Source organism: Microbacterium sp. NPDC090014 (assembly GCF_044748285.1).
In the GTDB taxonomy this organism is placed as follows: Bacteria; Actinomycetota; Actinomycetes; order Actinomycetales; family Microbacteriaceae; genus Microbacterium.
This window is the reverse complement of sequence record NZ_JBIVFS010000001.1, coordinates 2378313-2395825: the sequence shown is the minus strand read 5'-3', so window position 1 is coordinate 2395825 and position 17513 is coordinate 2378313. Positions and strand designations below refer to the sequence as shown.

The window sequence follows — 17513 nt, the reverse complement described above, 5'->3', positions numbered from 1 at the left end:
TATCTTGACATCAAGATAAATTGCAGGCTTTCGCCTGAGGGCTGAGCGGAGCAGACTGGTTAGGTCTGCCTTGCTAGCCGCAGGGGCTCGCTGGCGAGCAAGATGGAGGCGCCTGTCGCTCCCATCCGAATAGAAGGAGACGGATTCGTGTCCACGGTGAACAGCTTCGGTGCCAAGAGCACCCTGACGGTCGGCAGCACCGACTACGAGATCTTCCGCATCGACACGGTGCCCGGTTTCGACAAGCTCCCTTTCAGTCTGAAGGTCCTCCTCGAGAACCTGCTTCGCACCGAGGACGGCGCGAACGTGACCAAGGCGCAGATCGAAGCACTGGGTTCGTGGGATGCCGCGGCTGAGCCGAGCACCGAGATCCAGTTCACGCCGGCCCGTGTGGTCATGCAGGACTTCACCGGTGTTCCCTGCATCGTCGACCTCGCCACCATGCGCGAGGCCGTCACGGCGCTGGGCGGCGACGCGAACAAGATCAACCCGCTCTCGCCCGCCGAGATGGTCATCGACCACTCGGTGATCGCCGACCTCTTCGGTTCCGAGAACGCCCTCGAGCGCAACGTCGAGATCGAGTACGAGCGCAACGGCGAGCGGTACCAGTTCCTTCGCTGGGGCCAGACGGCATTCAGCGACTTCAAGGTCGTTCCCCCCGGAACCGGCATCGTGCACCAGGTGAACATCGAGCACCTGGCCAAGGTCATCTACGACCGTGACGTCGACGGAGTGCTGCGCGCCTACCCCGACACCTGCGTCGGCACCGACTCGCACACCACGATGGTCAACGGCCTGGGTGTGCTCGGGTGGGGCGTCGGCGGCATCGAGGCCGAGGCCGCGATGCTCGGCCAGCCCGTGTCGATGCTCATCCCGCGCGTCGTCGGCTTCAAGCTCTCGGGCGAGATCCCGGCCGGCGTCACGGCTACGGACGTCGTGCTGACGATCACCGACCTGCTGCGCAAGCACGGAGTCGTCGGCAAGTTCGTCGAGTTCTACGGTGAGGGCGTGGCATCCGTGCCGCTGGCCAACCGCGCGACGATCGGCAACATGTCGCCCGAGTTCGGTTCGACGGCGGCGATCTTCCCGATCGACGACGTGACCCTCGACTACCTGCGTCTGACCGGCCGCAGCGACGAGGCCGTCGCGCTGGTCGAGGCGTACGCGAAGACCCAGAAGCTCTGGCACGACGCATCGCAGGAGCCCGTCTTCAGCGAGTACCTCGAGCTCGACCTCGGCACTGTGGTGCCGTCGATCGCCGGCCCGAAGCGCCCGCAGGACCGCATCCTCCTCTCCGAGGCGAAGTCGCAGTTCGAGCAGGACATCCTGGCCTACGCCGCACCGTCGACCTCGGACGACGTCGTCGACCTCGAGTCGAAGCACTCGTTCCCCGCCTCCGACCCGGGCAACGCGCCCGGTGAAGAGGAGCCGCGCACCACTCGGCCCGTGCACATCAACAGCGGCGCACCGGCGAACGCGTCGAAGCCCGTGCCGGTCACCACTCCGTCGGGTGAGAAGTACATCCTCGACAACGGTGCAGTGACCCTCGCGGCGATCACCTCGTGCACCAACACCTCGAACCCCTCGGTGATGATCGCCGCAGGTCTCGTCGCCCGCAAGGCGCTCGAGAAGGGCCTGAAGCAGAAGCCCTGGGTCAAGACCACCCTCGGCCCCGGCTCGAAGGTCGTCACCGACTACTACGAGAAGTCCGGACTCGACAAGGACCTCGAGGGCCTCGGCTTCTACACCGTCGGCTACGGCTGCACCATCTGCATCGGAAACTCGGGTCCGCTGATCGAAGAGGTCTCCGCGGCCATCAACGATCACGACCTCGCCGTGACCGCCGTGCTCTCGGGCAACCGCAACTTCGAAGGCCGCATCAGCCCCGACGTGAAGATGAACTACCTCGCGAGCCCGCCGCTCGTCATCGCCTACGCCCTCGCGGGGTCGATGCACTTCGACTTCGAGAACGATGCGCTCGGCAAGGGATCCGACGGCAACGACGTGTTCCTCAAGGACATCTGGCCGACGCCCGACGAGGTGCAGGAGATCGTCGATTCCTCGATCTCGCGTGAGCAGTTCATCAAGCAGTACGCGACCGTCTTCGACGGTGACGAGCGCTGGCGCAGCCTGCCCACCCCGGACGACGACATCTTCCAGTGGGACGAGAACTCGACGTACGTGCGCAAGGCTCCGTACTTCGATGGCATGACGATGGAGCTCACCCCGGTGCGCGACATCGAGGGCGCCCGCGTCATGGCGACTCTGGGCGACTCGGTCACGACCGACCACATCTCGCCCGCCGGCAACATCAAGCCCGGCACCCCCGCGGCGCAGTACCTCATGGAGCACGGGGTCGACCGCAAGGACTTCAACTCCTTCGGATCGCGTCGCGGCAACCACGAGGTCATGATCCGCGGCACGTTCGCGAACATCCGCCTGAAGAACCTGATGGTCTCGGCTGTCAACGACGGCCAGGTCGTCGAGGGTGGCTACACCCGCGACTTCACCCAGCCCGGTGGACCGCAGTCGTACATCTACGACGCGAGCATGAACTACCAGGAGCAGGGCACGCCCCTCGTCATCTTCGGTGGCAAGGAGTACGGTTCGGGATCGTCGCGCGACTGGGCGGCGAAGGGCACGAGCCTCCTCGGCGTCAAGGCGGTCATCACCGAGAGCTTCGAGCGCATCCACCGCTCGAACCTGATCGGAATGGGCGTCGTCCCGCTGCAGTTCCCGGCCGGCGAGAGCTGGGAGTCCCTGGGTCTCGACGGCACCGAGATCGTCTCGATCTCCGGTCTCGAGGAGCTCAACAACGGCGTGACCCCGAAGACGGTTCGCGTCACGGCCACGCCGAGCGAGAACTCGCCCGAGGGCAAGCAGGTCGTCGAGTTCGACGCGGTCGTCCGCATCGACACCCCCGGTGAGGCGGATTACTACCGCAACGGCGGCATCCTGCAGTACGTGCTGCGTTCGCTGGTCTGATCGCACGATCGGAAAGGGCTCGGTTCTTCGGAACCGGGCCCTTTCCGCGTGCCGGGGGCGGTGTCAAGGGGGAGTCGCTCTCCGAGCTTTCCCGGGTGCCCGGGGTAGGATCGAGCAGGCGTCCGTACCGGAATCGGCGCCGCGAACGGTGCCTAAGAGGAGGTGCAGATGCCCATTCTTCCGAGCATCTCAGGACCCCGTGACCTCGACTCCCTGTCAGAGGATCAGCTGATCGAACTCGCCGGTGAGATCCGCGAGTTCCTCGTCGAGAACGTGTCGCGCACCGGCGGGCATCTCGGCCCCAACCTCGGTGTCGTCGAGCTCACGATCGCTCTGCACCGCGTCTTCTCGTCACCCGACGACCCCTTCATCTTCGACACAGGGCACCAGTCCTACGTGCACAAGCTCCTCACCGGTCGCCAGGACTTCTCGTCTCTGCGAGTGCGCGGTGGACTCGCCGGGTATCCCCAGCGCGGCGAGAGCCCTCACGACGTGGTCGAGTCCTCGCACGCGTCGAGCTCGCTCAGCTGGGCCGACGGTGTGTCGCGCGCGCTGACCGCCACGGGGCGGGCCGACCGTCACGTCGTCGCCGTCGTCGGCGACGGAGCACTCACGGGCGGCATGACGTGGGAGGCGCTCAACAACATCTCCGACGACAACGATCGCAACCTCGTGATCGTCGTGAATGACAACGGTCGTTCCTACGCGCCGACCATCGGCGGCATGTCCCGGTTCCTCAACCGGGTGCGCACCGCGGCTGCGTACAAGGAGCTGCACCACAAGTCGGACCGACTCTTCCGTGCGTTCGGTCCCGTCGGCCGCGCGGTGTTCCGCGGGGTGCGCGGCGGCACCCACGGCTTCCTCTCGCGGTTCACGAACAACGAGGCGCTGTACTCGAACCTCGACATCAAGTACCTCGGCCCGGTCGACGGGCACGATCTCCCCGCCCTGCTCGAGACGCTCGAGCTGGCCAAATCGTACGGTGCGCCGGTGATCGTGCACACGATCACCGAGAAGGGCCGCGGCTACCAGCCTGCTCGCGACGATGAGGCCGACCAGTTCCATGCGGTCGGACGCATCGACCCCGCGACCGGCGAGACACTCTCTTCCAGCGGAACGGGCTGGTCCGACGTGTTCTCCGAGTCGCTCGTCGCCATCGGAGAGCGTCGAAGCGACGTCATCGCGATGACCGCAGCGATGCTGCGACCGACCGGTCTCGCGCCGTTCGCCGAGCGCTTCCCCGATCGCGTGTACGACGTGGGCATCGCCGAGCAGCACGCCGTCGCGTCGGCCGCAGGTCTCGCCTTCGGAGGTCTGCACCCCGTCGTCGCGGTCTACGCCACCTTCATGGGGCGCGCCTTCGACCAGGTGCTCATGGACGTCGCTCTGCATCGGGCGGGCGTGACCTTCGTGCTCGACCGCGCCGGCGTCACCGGCCCGGACGGTCCCAGCCACCACGGCATGTGGGATCTCGCGATGCTGCAGATCGTCCCGCACATCCGCATCGCCGCGCCGCGTGACGGAGCCCGGTTGCAGGAGGCCCTCGATGAGGCGGTGCTCGTCGACGATGCGCCGACCGTCATCCGCTTCCCGAAGGGCGACGTCGCGGCGGATCTTCCGGCCATCGAGCGGCTGCACGACGGCGTCGATGTGCTCGCCCGCGGCGAGTCCGAGGATGTCCTGCTCATCGGCATCGGCCCGTTCGCCGCGCTCGCGATGGACGTCGCAGAGCGTCTGCGCGCTCAGGGCATCGGCGCCACGGTGATCGATCCGCGCTGGGCCATCCCGGTGCAGCCCTCGATCGTGAGCATGGCAGCTCGTCATCGTCTGGTCATCACCATCGAAGACGGCATCCGCGTCGGCGGCATCGGCACGCGTGTCCGGCAGGTGCTTCGCGAGGCGGGCATCGACACCGCCGTCGACGAGCTGGGGCTTCCTGACGAGTTCATCGATCACGCGTCGAGGGACCAGATCCTCGCCGACGCCGGTCTCACCGCATCGAAGATCGCGCAGGACGTCGTGTCGCAGGTGCTCGGGACTCGGATCCCCGTCGCTCGGGATGCGGGCACGAGCGGGACGGTCGATCTGCCGCTGCACGAACGCCGCTGACCGGCGTCGCCACCGCGTGACGGCGGATGACGGTCACAGACCGTTCGACCGCTGCGATCAGTTGAGAGCGTGGAGTGCGGCGACCGCCTGCGCCCCGCGATCGGTGTCCCGGAGCGCGGCCGAGAGCAGATAGCCGTCGGTGAGCGCGTCACCGGTGACCATGACGCGTACCAGCTCGACGCCGCATGCCCGACGCACCTCGTCGGCGCTGGCCGCGATCACGCGGGTGTTGATCTCGTCGTTGTGGGGCAGCTCCGCGCCCTCGAGGCCGCGGATGACGTCGCGCAGTGCGGCGCCCACGATGTTCGAGGCCCGTTCTTTGACGTTCACGACGTCGAGTTCGAACACTCGGAGATCTCGTCCGGTCGGGATCGGTCGCCACTCGAACGACGCGTGCACCCGGTGCTGATGGCCGCTCGCCCCGGTCATCTCGCGCGCGGGCAGATCCGTCGCCCTGCAGCGCACATCGATCAGTCGATACCAGTAGAACAGGGGGAACGCGCCATGCGACCCCGGATCGAGGACCACGACCTCGCCGACCGCTCCGCCACGTGAGGTGGGGCGCCGTTGCGGGCGGTTCCGGATGATCGGCTTGCCGTTCCGGGTGCGGATCGCAGCCCACCCCTCATCGACCGTGACGATGAAGATCTTCAGCAGCGCCGGCACGACCAGCAGGATCGTGAGGATCGCCGTGCCGGTCTTGAAGAGCCCCGACATTCCCTTGCCGCCCAACATCGAGAGGAGCATGTCCATGCCACCACTGTGCCCCCTCGATCGCGTTCGGAGCGCTCTCTGAGCGGCGCTGGCGAAGGTGTTCATTCGCTGTTCCGTGCTCGTTACCCGGTGTGCCGTGACGCGGATACGGTTGGCGGCGGTCGCGCGGATGCGGCGTCGTCAGGAGAACGTGGCGAGGATCTCGGCGACCTCGGATTCGACGAACGCCCTCTGCCGCTCCCGGTCGTCGTCGACGAGGCCGAGCCGGGTGCGGCGATCGAGGACGTCGTCGGCGGTCATCGCGCCCTCCGCGCGGACGGCGAAGTCGATGGTCGCTGGGGAGATGTGCCCCCGGCCCCCGCTGTCCTCGGCCCTCATCGCGGAGTCGGTGAGGCGGAGGGATACCGTGCGGCTCGCGCCGGCGTCGAGCCCCGCCGATGCCACGGCGAGGTCGACCGCATCCTCCGCCATCCGCCGGTAGGTGGTCAGCTTGCCTCCGAGGACGTTGACGAAGCCGCGCTCGGAGACGCGGACCAGATGCCGACGGGAGATGTCCGCCGTCGACGCCGCACCGGTGTCGACGAGCGGCCGCAGGCCCGCGAACGATCCCCTGACCTGCGTGCGCGTGATCGGGACGGTCAGTACTCGGTTGAGGTTCGCGAGCAGGAACTCGATCTCGCCCTCGGTCGGCTCGGGGACCCGCGGAACAGGGCCCGGCGCATCTTCGTCAGTGAGTCCGACGATCACGCGGCCGTGCTGCTGCGGCAGCGCGAAAACAAAGCGGCTGATCGACCCCTCATGCGGAATGGTCAGTGCCGCGGACGGGTCGCCGAGATCCGCGGCATCCAGCACGATGTGCGTTCCGCGGCTGGGCCGCACGGTGATCGACTCGTCGAGGCTTCCGGCCCAGACGCCGGTGGCATTGACGACGGATCGGGCGCGCATGTCCAGACGCTCGCCCGTCAGCACGTCTTCGGCGGTCGCGCCGTCGACGCGCAGCTCGAGCGCTCGGACGCGGGTGAGGACGCGGGCGCCCAGACTGGCGGCTGTCCTGGCGACGGTCACGACCAGGCGGGCGTCGTCGATCAGCTGCCCGTCGTAGGAGAGCATCCCTCCGCGCAGCCCAGCTCCGGCGAGCGACGGGAAGAGCCGCTGTGCCGTACGCGCCGAGACGAGACGCGGCGGGGGGAGGAACCGGCGCGGCGTGCCCGCTCGCATCCGCAGCAGATCACCCAGGGCCATCCCGACCGCGCCGGCTGCGCGCTGGCGGGCCGTCAGCCCTGTCGTGAAGGGCAGCAGCTGCGGGAGAGAGCGAATGAGGTGCGGCGCGATCCTGGTCATCAGCAGGTGACGCTCGAATGCGCTCTCCTGCGCCGTGGCCACATCGCCGGTGGCGAGATAACGGAGTCCACCGTGCACCAGTTTCGAGCTGAATCGGCTGGTGCCGAACGCGAGGTCCTCGCCTTCGAGAAGAGTGACGCTCAGACCCCGCGAGGCGGCGTCGAGCGCGACACCGACCCCCGTGATGCCTCCGCCGATCACCAGAAGGTCGACGGTCTGCTCCGCGGCCAGGGAGAGCTCTGCGGCCCGACGCGCGACGTTGAGGTCGGGGGAGTGCGCGGTCATGGCCGCAGGAGCCCGTCGAGGGCTGCTCGCAGCTCGCGCTCCCAAGACTCCTCAGAGAGGAGCTCCGACACCGTTCCGTGCGAGAGCACGGCTGACTGGGCGATGAGCAGCAGCATGACGGCAATCTCGTCGGGATCGCCGTGCCTCACCGAGCCTCCCTGCTGCGCCGCACCGATCGCGGTCGCCAGCCAGCTCAGGATGAGTCTCTGGCTCGAACCCACACGCTGCAGCGTGTAGCGGGTGAACGCCTCCGGTTCATCGGCGAGGAGGCGTCCGTACACGTCGTCGGCACGGAACAGGGTGGAGAAGCGGAGAACATCGTCGACGAGTCCGTGTCGGCTGGTCGCGTGCGTGGGGAACTGCGCGAGGATCACCGCGACTCTGCGCAGGAGCGCTGAGCGGACGACATCGTCGGCGTCGTTCCAGCTGCGGTAGATCGTCGGCCGGCTGTGACCCGCGCGCCGAGCGAGCTCTGCGATCGTGACGCCATTCACGCCTCGTCGACTGATCAGCGCATCGGCGGCGTCGAGGATGCGCGACTGCGTGGCATCCCACTCCGGAGCGCGGTCGGACATCGCGTCGAGCACCAGTTGACGTTCTTCCATGATCTGTCACACTGTAACGCATGGGCTCAGAGAACGGCAGGGTTGCCGTGACGACGGAGATGCGATGGAACGGCTGGGGCGATCCCGCCAGGGCGTCGGATCTGCCGCGCGCCGTCCGGATGATGCTGCCGTTGCTGCTCGGTCGCGTGCACAGGCCCGCGACGCCCGTGGAACTCGCCGAGGTGGCGCTCGCGCCGTCGTCGCTCCCGGAGGACGATCTCGAGGGACTGGCCGCCGTCGTCGGCGCGGAGCACATCGACATCTCGAGCGAGACGCGCATCCGCCATGCCGGGGGACGTTCGACGCCGGACCTTCTCCGGCGCCGTAGACCTCAGCAGACTTCCCCTGACGCGGTGGTGCTGCCGGGAACCCACGATGAGGTCGCGGCGGTGCTCCGGGCGTGCGTCGACCGGAGGATAGCCGTGATCCCGTTCGGCGGTGGGACGAGCGTGGTGGGCGCTCTCGATCCCGAACGCGGCGCGCACCGCGCTGTCGTCAGCCTGGATCTGCGCCGGCTCTCGGGCCTCATCCACTTCGACGAGGCGAGCGGCGAAGCGATTCTCGCCGCCGGAACGACGGGGCCGGATGCTGAGGCTCTGCTCGCGGCCAGGGGGTTCGAACTCGGTCACTACCCCCAGAGCTTCCGGTACGCCACGATCGGAGGGTTCGCCGCTGCACGCTCGTCAGGTCAGAACTCGGCAGGGCATGGGCGATTCGACTCCATGGTCACCGGGCTGAGAGTCGCGACGCCGACCGGCGACATCGAGCTCGGACGGTCGCCGGGATCTTCAGCCGGGCCCGATCTCGTCCGCGTCTTCCTGGGGTCGGAGGGCATCTTCGGCGTCATCACCGAAGTGAGAGTGCGCGTTCATCCGGTACCGCGTGACCGCCTCTTCGAAGCCTGGACCTTCGCGGACTTCACGCAGGGCGTCGATGGACTGCGCCGCGTGACGCAGCACGGTGGCGGCCCGACAGTGCTGCGTCTGTCGGATGAAGCCGAGACGGCGGTCAGCCTCGCCCAGGTCGGTCGGATCGGGCGGGCCCTCGCGAAGGGCGCGAGCCTCGTCACCGTCTATGAGGGAGACGACATCGCCGAGCGTCGGGGGCGCACATCGGCGATCCTGGCGGCGGCCGGTGGGATCTCGTCGGGTGAGGGCGCCGCAGAGGGGTGGCTCTCCGGGCGCTTCGACGGTCCGTATCTGCGCGACTCGCTGCTGGATGCAGGAGTGTTCTGCGAGACGCTCGAGACGGCGACCACCTGGTCGAACCTGCTGCACCTCAGAGCGGCGGTCACGTCGGCTCTTCGTGCAGGATTCGAGGATGCCGGCGCCCGGTCGTACGTGATGTGCCACGTCTCGCACGTCTATCCCACCGGAGCCTCGCTATATTTCACGGTGATCGCGAACCTCCGATCCGAACCGCTCGACACCTGGACGCAGATCAAGCGACGGGTGAACGATGCGCTGCTCGCGGCGGGCGGTACCATCAGCCATCACCATGCGGTCGGTCGTGATCATGCCGCCTGGCTGGAGCAGGAGATCGGAGACACGGGGGTGCGAATCCTCGCGGCCATCAAGCGGGAGCTCGATCCGACGTGGATCCTCAACCCGGGAGCGGTCATCTCGTCGGATCGGTCGCGCGGACGTGGCTGAGCACATCGCGGTGCTGTCGAACCCGTTCGCAGGAAAAGGTCGTGGTGCCCGAGAGACCGAGGTCGCCGTGGCGCACCTGCGATCCCGAGGAGCGGACGTGCGGGCCTACACAGGAGAGTCGGCAGCATCGAGTCGGCTCCTGGCGACTCGGGCGCTCGACGCGCGCCCGGGGGTGCTCGTCGTGGTGGGCGGAGACGGCACGCTGTCCGGCATCCTCGACGTGGTCTGCGCTGCGGGGGTTCCGGTGGTCCTGGTGCCTGCGGGCACAGGCAACGACCTCGCTCGAGCCCTGGGCCTGCCGCGTCGCGACGCGGTCGCTGCGGCCGAGCTCGCTCTGACGGGTATCCCGCGCACGATCGATGTCGGCGAAGTCCGCGCCGCCGACCGCGTCGATCTGTTCCTGACGATCGCCGCCCTCGGCTTCGATGCGAAGGTGAGCGATCGGACCAATCGGCTGCGCTGGCCGCGCGGCGTGCTGCGCTACTACCTGGCGCTGGTCGTGGAGCTCGTGCGACTGCGGCCGATGGATTTCACCGTCTCCTTCGATGGCGCGGAGCCGGTTCACGTGCCGGGAACGCTCGTCGCCGTGGGCAATACGCCGAGCTACGGAGGTGGCATGCCTCTCTGCGTGGGCGCCGCCGCGGACGACGGGATGCTGGACATCGTGCACGTCGCGCCGCTGACCCGGCTCCGCCTGCTGCGGCTGTTCCCGCTCCTGCTGCGCGGAGTGCATCTCGCTCGACCGGAGGTGACGCGGCGCCAGGCTCGTACCGTGACAGTGAGCGCGCCGGGACTCGTCGTCTACGCCGACGGAGAGCGCATCGCCGAAGATGAGTGCACGATCGGAATCCGGCGCTCCGCGCTGGCCGTCCTCGTCCCCTCGGGTGCCGGAGGGACACCGTGAACCACAGGTCGGCTTCTCCTCACCACGCCCAGGACTTCGACGAGGACGTCGTCGTCATCGGCTCGGGGTTCGGCGGATCGGTCGCTGCGTTGCGGCTCGTGGAGAAGGGCTACCGTGTCCGCGTGTACGAGGCGGGCCGACGCTTCGAGGACGAGGACTTCGCGAAGACCAGCTGGGACGTGCGCCGCTATCTGTGGGCACCGAGGCTCGGCTGTTTCGGCATCCAGCGCATCCATCGCCTGCCGCACGTGATGGTCCTCGCCGGGGCGGGCGTGGGCGGAGGGTCTCTCAACTATGCCAATACGCTGTACCAGCCCGGCGGAGCGTTCTTCGCGGATCCGCAGTGGGGCGCTCTCGCAGACTGGGAGGAGGAGCTGGCGCCGCACTATGCGACGGCGAGGCGGATGCTCGGGGTGGTCGAGCGCTACCCGCACTCCGGACCCGTCGAGCGCATCATGGCAGGAGCGGCCGACGATCTCGGCGTAGGAAGCACATTCCGACACGCGCCGGTCGGGGTCTGGTTCGGCGCGCCGGGAGTTCGGACGCCCGATCCCTTCTTCGGTGGGGAGGGGCCGGACCGCACCGGATGCACTCTCTGCGGCAACTGCATGGTCGGATGCCGCGTCGGCGCGAAGAACACGCTCATGAAAAACTACCTGGCGCTGGCCGAGAGGAGAGGCGCCGTCATCGAAGCGCTGCGCACCGTCACCGAGGTGCGCGCCCTGGCAGACGGCGGCTTCGCCGTGACGACGGAGCGCAGCGGAGCGTGGTTCCGGCGCGACCGTCGCACCGTGAGCGCGCGTCAGGTGGTGCTCGCCGCGGGAACCTGGGGCACGCAACAGCTGCTGCATCGGATGAAGCTGTCCGGGGCCCTTCCACGGGTCTCCGATGCGGTGGGTCGCCTGACGCGGACCAACTCCGAGGCTCTCGACGGTGCCGTCGCCGTCGCCGTTCCAGCGTCCCTCGAACTCGCGCACGGTGTCGCGATCACGACCTCGTTCCACATCGACGAGAGCACTCACGTCGAGAATGTGCGGTACGGGCCGGGATCGAACCTGATGGGGGCCCTCGCATCGCTGATGGTGCCGGGCGACCGAGGTCTCGGAGGCCGTCTCGTGAGTGTGCTGGGCCAGGTCGTCCGCGCACCGATCCGTCAGTTTCGCCTGGGCTCGCTCCGACGTTGGAGCGAACGGGGCATCATCGCACTCGTGATGCAGACCCTGGACAATTCGCTCACTCTGTCGCTCCGGCGCAGATTCGGGCGGATGGTCATGACGAGCGCGCAGGGGCACGGCGAACCGAACCCCAGTCATCTTCCGCAGGCTCATCGCGCGGCTTCGGCGATCGCCGCGCGTGTCGAGAAGGACGGCGGGGTCGCCGCCGAGCCTCGCGGATCCTGGCCCGAGATCTTCGGGATTCCGCTCACCGCCCACTTCCTCGGCGGAGCGGTGATCTCTGGGGCGCCCGAGACCGGTGTCGTCGACCCCTTCCACCGGGTGTGGGGTCACCCGGGGCTCCACGTCATGGACGGCGCAGCGGTTCCCGCGAATCCCGGGGTGAATCCGTCGCTCACGATCACCGCGCTCGCTGAGAGAGCGATGTCGTTCTGGCCGCGTTCCGGTGAGCTCGACGAGCGTCCTGCACCGTAGACACGGAAAAGGGGGCCGCCGGACGGCGGCCCCCCAGAGGTTCAGCTCAGCGGTGCTCGATGCCGCGGATCTGCGGAGTGTGGAACTCTCCGCCGAACGCGCGCTGCGAGGCGCCCTCGCGGTCGAGGTAGGGCGAAGCCCCACCATCGATGAAGGGCCAGCCCGCGCCGAGGATCAGGCACAGGTCGATGTCCTCGACCTCGGGTACGACGCCCTCGTCGAGCATCATCTTGATCTCGCTCGCAAGGCCGTCCTGCACCCGTTGCAGGATCGTCTCGGCCGACGCGGGCGTCTTGCCGACAGCGGGCTTCAGCAGCTTCTCGGCCTGCTTCGTCCAACCGGTCACACGACCGCCCTTGTCCTTCTCGATGACCCCGTCGAGCTCCGCGAGAGCGTGGAAGTTCTCGTTCGCGTAGAAGCGGTCGGGGAACGCGTGCGCCATCGTGTCCTGCACGTGGGCGGCGACCTTCCATCCGACGAGATCGATCAGCTGGAAGGGACCCATCGGGAGTCCGAGGGGCGCGAAGGCCTTCTCGACATCTGTGATCGGGGTGCCCTCGTACACCGCGCGAGCCGCTTCGCCCATGACCTTGGCCAGCAGACGGTTCACGACGAAGCCCGGCGCGTCGGCGGTGAGGACCGCGTTCTTGCCGAGATTCTTCGCGACGACGAACGCGGTCGAGAGCGCCGCCTCCGAGGTCGTCGGTGTCTTGACGATCTCGATCAGCGGCATCACTGCCACCGGGTTGAAGAAGTGGAAGCCGACGAGGCGCTCGGGGTGAGCGAGCTTCGCGCCGATCTCCTCGACCGAGAGCGAGGAGGTGTTGGTCGCCAGGATCGCGTCCTCGGCGATGATCTTCTCGATCTCGCCGAACACCTGCTGCTTGACGCCGACCTCCTCGAACACGGCCTCGATGACGAAGTCGCAGTCCGCATAAAGGCTCTTGTCCGTCGTCCCTGTCACGAGCGCGCGCAGCTTGTTCGCGGAGTCCGCATCCAGGCGGCCCTTGGCCTCGAGCTTGCCGATCTCCTCGTGGATGTAGGCCACGCCCTTGTCGACGCGCGCCTGATCGAGGTCGGTGATGAGTACCGGCACCTGCAGCTTGCGCACGAAGAGCAGGGCGAACTGGCTCGCCATGAGACCAGCGCCGATGATGCCGACCTTCGTGACCTTCTTCGCAAGTGCCTTGTCTGGGGCTCCCACCGGACGCTTCGCACGCTTCTGCACGAGGTCGAAGGCGTACATGGATGCTGCGAACTGGTCGCCCGTGACGAGTTCGGCGAGCGCCTCGTCCTCACGGGCGAAGCCCTCCGCCTTGGTGCCGCTCTTGGCCTTGTCGAGCAGGTCGAGTGCGGCGTAGGGCGACTTCGGGACGGTGCCGATCTTCGATTCCAGCATGCCGCGTGCCATCTTGATGGCGATCGGCCACTTCGTGAGTCGCTCGATCTTGCCCGGCTCGTTCCTGCGCTCGACCTTCTTGCCGCCGAGCACGGCGTCCGCCCACGCGAGCGAGTTCTCGAGATAGTTCGCGGCGGGGAAGATCGCGTCGACGATGCCGAGGTCGAACGCCTGCTGCGGCTTCAGCATCCGGTTCTGCTTGAGCGGGTTCGAGATGACCACCTCGAGGGCGTTCTCGATCCCGATCAGGTTGGGCAGCAGGTAGGCGCCGCCCCAGCCGGGGATGATGCCGAGGAAGACCTCGGGGAGTGCGATCGCCGCGGCGGAGGCGTCGACCGTGCGGTAGGTCGAGTTGAGTGCGATCTCGAGTCCGCCTCCGAGTGCGAGTCCGTTCACGAAGGCGAACGACGGAACGCCGAGCTCCCCGAACTTTCCGAGCACCTTGTGGCCGAGCTGCGCGATCAGGCGGGCGTTGTCCCGCGACCCGACCTTGCTGATGTCGGAGAGATCGGCGCCGGCGGCCAGGATGTACTGCTTGCCGGTGATGCCGACCGCCTGGATCTCGCCGGCTGACGCACGAGCGGCCAGGCCGTCCAGCGTGTCACCGAGGGCGGTGAGCGTCGCCGGCCCCAGAGTGTTCGGACGCGTGTGGTCGCGTCCGTTGTCGAGGGTGATCAGTGCGAGCACCTTGCCCGACGCGAGACGGACGTCACGCACGGGGGAGTGCGTGATCACCTCGCCGTCGGTGAGCGCCTGGATGGGGGAGAAGTCAACGTTCGCGTACTGCTCGGAAATCGAGTGGGCCATCAGGCTTACTTCCTCTTCTTGCCGTCGAAGTGCGGGTTCTCCCAGATGACCGAGCCGCCCTGTCCGAGACCGACGCACATGGCCGTCAGGCCGTAGCGCACATCGGGTCGCTCGGCGAACTGCGCCGCGAGCTGGATCATCAGACGCACGCCGGATGCCGCGAGCGGGTGGCCCAGCGCGATCGCGCCGCCCCACTGGTTGACGCGGGGGTCGTCGTCGGCGATGCCGAAGTGGTCGAGCAGCGAGATCACCTGGATGGCGAAGGCTTCGTTGAGCTCGAACAGGCCGATGTCGGCGATCGTGAGTCCGGCCTTCTTCAGGGCCTTCTCGGTCGAGGGAATCGGGCCGATTCCCATGATCTCCGGCTGCACGCCTGCGAAGGCGAACGAGACCATGCGCATCTTCGGCGCGAGACCGAACTCCTTGACCGCGCCGCCTCCGGCGAGCAGTGACATCGTGGCGCCGTCTGTGAGGGGCGACGAGGTTCCGGCGGTCACACGGCCGTGCGGGCGGAAAGGAGTCTTGAGGGCCGCGAGGTCCTCCATGGTGGTCTGCGGACGACGACCTTCGTCCTCCGTCGCCAGGCCCCATGCGCCGTCGGCGGTCTTGGTCGCGACGGGCACGAGATCCGGCTGGATCTTGCCCGCGTCGTAGGCCGCCTGCACCTTGTGCTGGCTGAGCATGCCGAATCGATCGGAGCGCTCCTTGGTGAGGTGCGGGAAGCGATCGAAGATGCGCTCGGCCGTGACACCCATGTTCAGAGCGCCGGGGTCGACCATGCGCTCCGCGACGAATCGCGGGTTGGGGTCGGCGTTGCCGCCGATCGGGTGGTGACCCATGTGCTCGACCCCGCCAGCGAGCGCGAAGTCGTACATGCCGACCCCGATCGATGCTCCCATCGTGGTGACGCTCGTCATCGCTCCCGCGCACATGCGCTCGACGGCGAGTCCGGGCACCGTCTGCGGGAGTCCCGCGAGGATCGCCACGGAGCGCCCGAGGGTCAGGCCCTGGTCTCCGGTCTGGCTGGTCGCGGCGATGGCGACGTCGTCGATGCGGTCGGCCGGAACGGCTGCGTTCCGCTCCATCAGGCCGATGGTCGCCTTGACGGCGAGGTCATCAGCGCGGGTGTTCCAGTACATGCCTTTTTCGCCGGCGCGCCCGAAGGGGGTGCGCACTCCATCGACGAAGAAGACGTCCGAGATCTCGGCCACTCTGCCTCCAAGTTTGTGCGGTGGCCTCAGTCTATGGAGGGCCGGAAACGGGGAGGAATCGGTTGGATCGAACCTACGAAGCCGGTGCGGACGCCTCGTCGGGCGTTTGCGCCGCCTCTACAAAGGCGTCCGCGATCTTCTGTGCAGTCTGTGCAATCTGCCACGGGCGGGCACCCAGCGCGGCGAGTGCCTCGCCGATGGCCTCGGGCGTCGTTCCCGGTACATCCCACGCCACACGGCGCAGGTGATCGGGGGTGAGCAGGTTCTCGGTCGGCATCCCGAGTTCCTCGGCCGTGGCCTCGACGACCGGGCGGGCGGCTTTGAGTCGCGCGTCGGCCTCCGGATTGCGATCGGACCAGGCTCGCGGCGGCGGCAGCGTATCGCTGGGAACCCGCTCCCGGGGAAGTTCCTCCGTGGCACGTCCGTCGACCATCGCCTGCCACCAGCGGTCGAGCTGGGTGCGGCTCGCTCGGCCCTGGAACTCCTTGATCCCCGCGAGCGCCTGCTTGCTCTGCGGGTTCGCCAGCACGGCCGCGATGAGCGATCGGTCCGGCACCAGACGGCCGGGAGAGACGTCCTGATCCTGGGCGAAGCTCTCGCGAGCCTGCCACAGCGAGCGAGCGACCGCGAGGTTCCGCGCGCCGCGCACCTGGTGCAGTCCGCTGAGTCGTCGCCAGGGGTCTTCGCGAGGAGGCTTCGGCAGTCGGGCGAGCGTGGCGGCGAACTCCTCGGCCGCGTACTCGGTCTTCCCCTGCTCCTCGAGCTCCGCCTCCAGAGCCTCGTAGACGTCGATGAGGTGCAGCACATCGAGTGCCGCGTACTCGAGCCATGCAGCGGGAAGGGGTCTGGTCGACCAGTCCGCCGCGGAGTGCTCCTTCTTGAGCGTGATGCCGAGCGTGTTCTCGACGACCGCGGCGAGTCCGACTCGGTCATGACCCAGCAGTCGCGATGCGAGCTCCGTGTCGAAGATCGTGTGGGGGAGCAGATCGAGTTCGCGCAGAGACGGAAGATCCTGGCTGGCGGCGTGGAACACCCACAGGGCGTCGCCGATGGCCTGCTGCAGAGGGCTGAAGTCGCCGAGAGCGGGAGGGTCGAACAGGAAGACCCCCGCGTCGCGGCGGAACACCTGCACGAGATAGGCGCGCTGGGAGTAGCGGAATCCGGATGCCCTCTCGACGTCCACGGCGACAGGCCCAGTTCCTGCGGCCAGTGCGGCGCATGCCGCGTGGAACTCCGAGACGTCGGAGATCACGGAGTATTCAGTCACGTGCTGCCTTTCGCGCGCCGATAACGGCGATGCCCTCGGAACCGGGCGGAAGACCCGCCAGCATCCCGACCAGTTCGACCCAGGCCTCGACATGGGGTGTGAAGGGGCCCTCGGGTGTCCAGGACGCCCTCAACTCTATCTGTGCGCCGTCTCCTTCGTCGGCGAGTCCGCCGAACCCCTTCGACAGGGTCTTGGTCGACGTGCCCGACGCGGAGTGGTAGCCAGCGCCTCTCGAGTCGAGTGCATCGACGAGCCAGGACCACGTGACGTCGGCGAGCAGGGGGTCGGTGCCGATCTCGGTCTCGAGCGGCGCCTGGGCGAAGATCACGATCCGCCAGTCGCCGTCCCATGCGGCCGGGTTGTCGGGATCATGCAGCAGAACGAAACGTCCCGTCCCGTATGCCGACTCTCCGCCGTCGTCCGGGCGGACGTCGGCTGCGAGGGCGAGGGCGTGCGGAGCGAGGCCCTGCGGCGTCGCTATCTCGCGGATGGTGATGTCTGAGCGGAAGGCGATGTCGCGCAGTTCAGCCACGGCGGCGTCGAAGATCGTTCCGGCATCGGGGTGTGCGGTCACGGCAACAGGCT

Annotated in this window: 12 protein-coding genes; 5 read left to right on the top strand and 7 right to left on the bottom strand. The window is 68.0% G+C overall.

Going from position 1 to position 17513, the window contains the following annotated elements:
- Positions 1-102: 102 nt before the first annotated feature.
- Entirely contained in the window at positions 103-2985 is a 2883-nt protein-coding gene (locus ACIPV5_RS11370; RefSeq protein WP_171821918.1) for an aconitate hydratase, read from the top strand.
- A gap of 168 nt (positions 2986-3153) precedes the next feature.
- Positions 3154-5094 carry a 1-deoxy-D-xylulose-5-phosphate synthase gene (dxs, locus tag ACIPV5_RS11365; RefSeq protein ID WP_056278804.1) on the top strand — a complete coding sequence of 647 codons (1941 nt, stop codon included), beginning with the start codon at positions 3154-3156 and terminating at the stop codon, positions 5092-5094.
- Positions 5095-5151: 57 nt separating this feature from the next.
- Here dxs and ACIPV5_RS11360 read toward each other — a convergent pair whose 3' ends face one another.
- The 3 genes from ACIPV5_RS11360 to ACIPV5_RS11350 form a co-directional block, all read right to left on the bottom strand.
- Positions 5152-5847, bottom strand: a complete 696-nt coding sequence (locus ACIPV5_RS11360; protein WP_053096235.1) for an SPFH domain-containing protein — start codon at positions 5845-5847, stop codon at positions 5152-5154.
- A 141-nt stretch (positions 5848-5988) separates the two neighbouring features.
- Entirely contained in the window at positions 5989-7434 is a 1446-nt protein-coding gene (locus tag ACIPV5_RS11355; RefSeq protein ID WP_400341046.1) for a glycerol-3-phosphate dehydrogenase/oxidase, read from the bottom strand.
- Positions 7431-8039 (bottom strand): TetR/AcrR family transcriptional regulator, encoded by a 609-nt coding sequence (locus ACIPV5_RS11350; RefSeq protein WP_400341045.1) that lies wholly within the window; start codon positions 8037-8039, stop codon positions 7431-7433. The genes ACIPV5_RS11355 and ACIPV5_RS11350 overlap by 4 nt, the downstream gene beginning before the upstream one ends.
- A gap of 20 nt (positions 8040-8059) precedes the next feature.
- On the opposite strand from ACIPV5_RS11350, the gene ACIPV5_RS11345 reads away from it, so the two are divergent.
- The 3 genes from ACIPV5_RS11345 to ACIPV5_RS11335 are packed head-to-tail and all read left to right on the top strand — an operon-like array spanning position 8060 to position 12244.
- Positions 8060-9691, top strand: a complete 1632-nt coding sequence (locus tag ACIPV5_RS11345; protein WP_400341044.1) for an FAD-binding oxidoreductase — start codon at positions 8060-8062, stop codon at positions 9689-9691.
- Positions 9684-10595: a YegS/Rv2252/BmrU family lipid kinase gene (locus ACIPV5_RS11340; RefSeq protein WP_400341043.1), complete on the top strand. Its 912-nt coding sequence runs from the start codon at positions 9684-9686 to the stop codon at positions 10593-10595. The genes ACIPV5_RS11345 and ACIPV5_RS11340 overlap by 8 nt, the downstream gene beginning before the upstream one ends.
- Positions 10592-12244, top strand: coding sequence for a GMC oxidoreductase (locus ACIPV5_RS11335; RefSeq protein ID WP_400341042.1), 1653 nt, complete (start codon positions 10592-10594; stop codon positions 12242-12244). Before ACIPV5_RS11340 ends, ACIPV5_RS11335 begins: the two co-directional genes overlap by 4 nt.
- 46 nt (positions 12245-12290) lie before the next feature.
- Here the strand turns inward: ACIPV5_RS11335 and ACIPV5_RS11330 are convergent, their stop codons facing one another.
- From ACIPV5_RS11330 to ACIPV5_RS11315, 4 genes are all read right to left on the bottom strand, one after another.
- Positions 12291-14450, bottom strand: coding sequence for a 3-hydroxyacyl-CoA dehydrogenase NAD-binding domain-containing protein (locus ACIPV5_RS11330; RefSeq protein WP_400341041.1), 2160 nt, complete (start codon positions 14448-14450; stop codon positions 12291-12293).
- 5 nt (positions 14451-14455) lie between these two features.
- On the bottom strand, positions 14456-15661 hold the full coding sequence (locus ACIPV5_RS11325) for a thiolase family protein (protein ID WP_053096225.1): 1206 nt from the start codon (positions 15659-15661) through the stop codon (positions 14456-14458).
- A gap of 73 nt (positions 15662-15734) precedes the next feature.
- Entirely contained in the window at positions 15735-16928 is a 1194-nt protein-coding gene (locus ACIPV5_RS11320) for an HRDC domain-containing protein (RefSeq protein WP_053096223.1), read from the bottom strand.
- The gene (locus tag ACIPV5_RS11315) at positions 16921-17502 is read right to left on the bottom strand and encodes a DUF3000 domain-containing protein (RefSeq protein ID WP_056278798.1); all 582 of its coding nucleotides are present in this window, start codon (positions 17500-17502) and stop codon (positions 16921-16923) included. The genes ACIPV5_RS11320 and ACIPV5_RS11315 overlap by 8 nt, the downstream gene beginning before the upstream one ends.
- Positions 17503-17513 lie beyond the last annotated feature (11 nt).

Bases quoted from the DNA above. Each gene is read 5' to 3' on its own strand.
- ACIPV5_RS11345 (WP_400341044.1), top strand. From the start codon at position 8,060: ATGGGCTCAGAGAACGGCAGGGTTGCCGTGACGACGGAGATGCGATGG.
- ACIPV5_RS11330 (WP_400341041.1), bottom strand. From the start codon at position 14,450: ATGGCCCACTCGATTTCCGAGCAGTACGCGAACGTTGACTTCTCCCCC.
- ACIPV5_RS11355 (WP_400341046.1), bottom strand. From the start codon at position 7,434: ATGACCGCGCACTCCCCCGACCTCAACGTCGCGCGTCGGGCCGCAGAG.
- ACIPV5_RS11360 (WP_053096235.1), bottom strand. From the start codon at position 5,847: ATGGACATGCTCCTCTCGATGTTGGGCGGCAAGGGAATGTCGGGGCTC.
- ACIPV5_RS11370 (WP_171821918.1), top strand. From the start codon at position 103: ATGGAGGCGCCTGTCGCTCCCATCCGAATAGAAGGAGACGGATTCGTG.
- ACIPV5_RS11350 (WP_400341045.1), bottom strand. From the start codon at position 8,039: ATGGAAGAACGTCAACTGGTGCTCGACGCGATGTCCGACCGCGCTCCG.
- dxs (WP_056278804.1), top strand. From the start codon at position 3,154: ATGCCCATTCTTCCGAGCATCTCAGGACCCCGTGACCTCGACTCCCTG.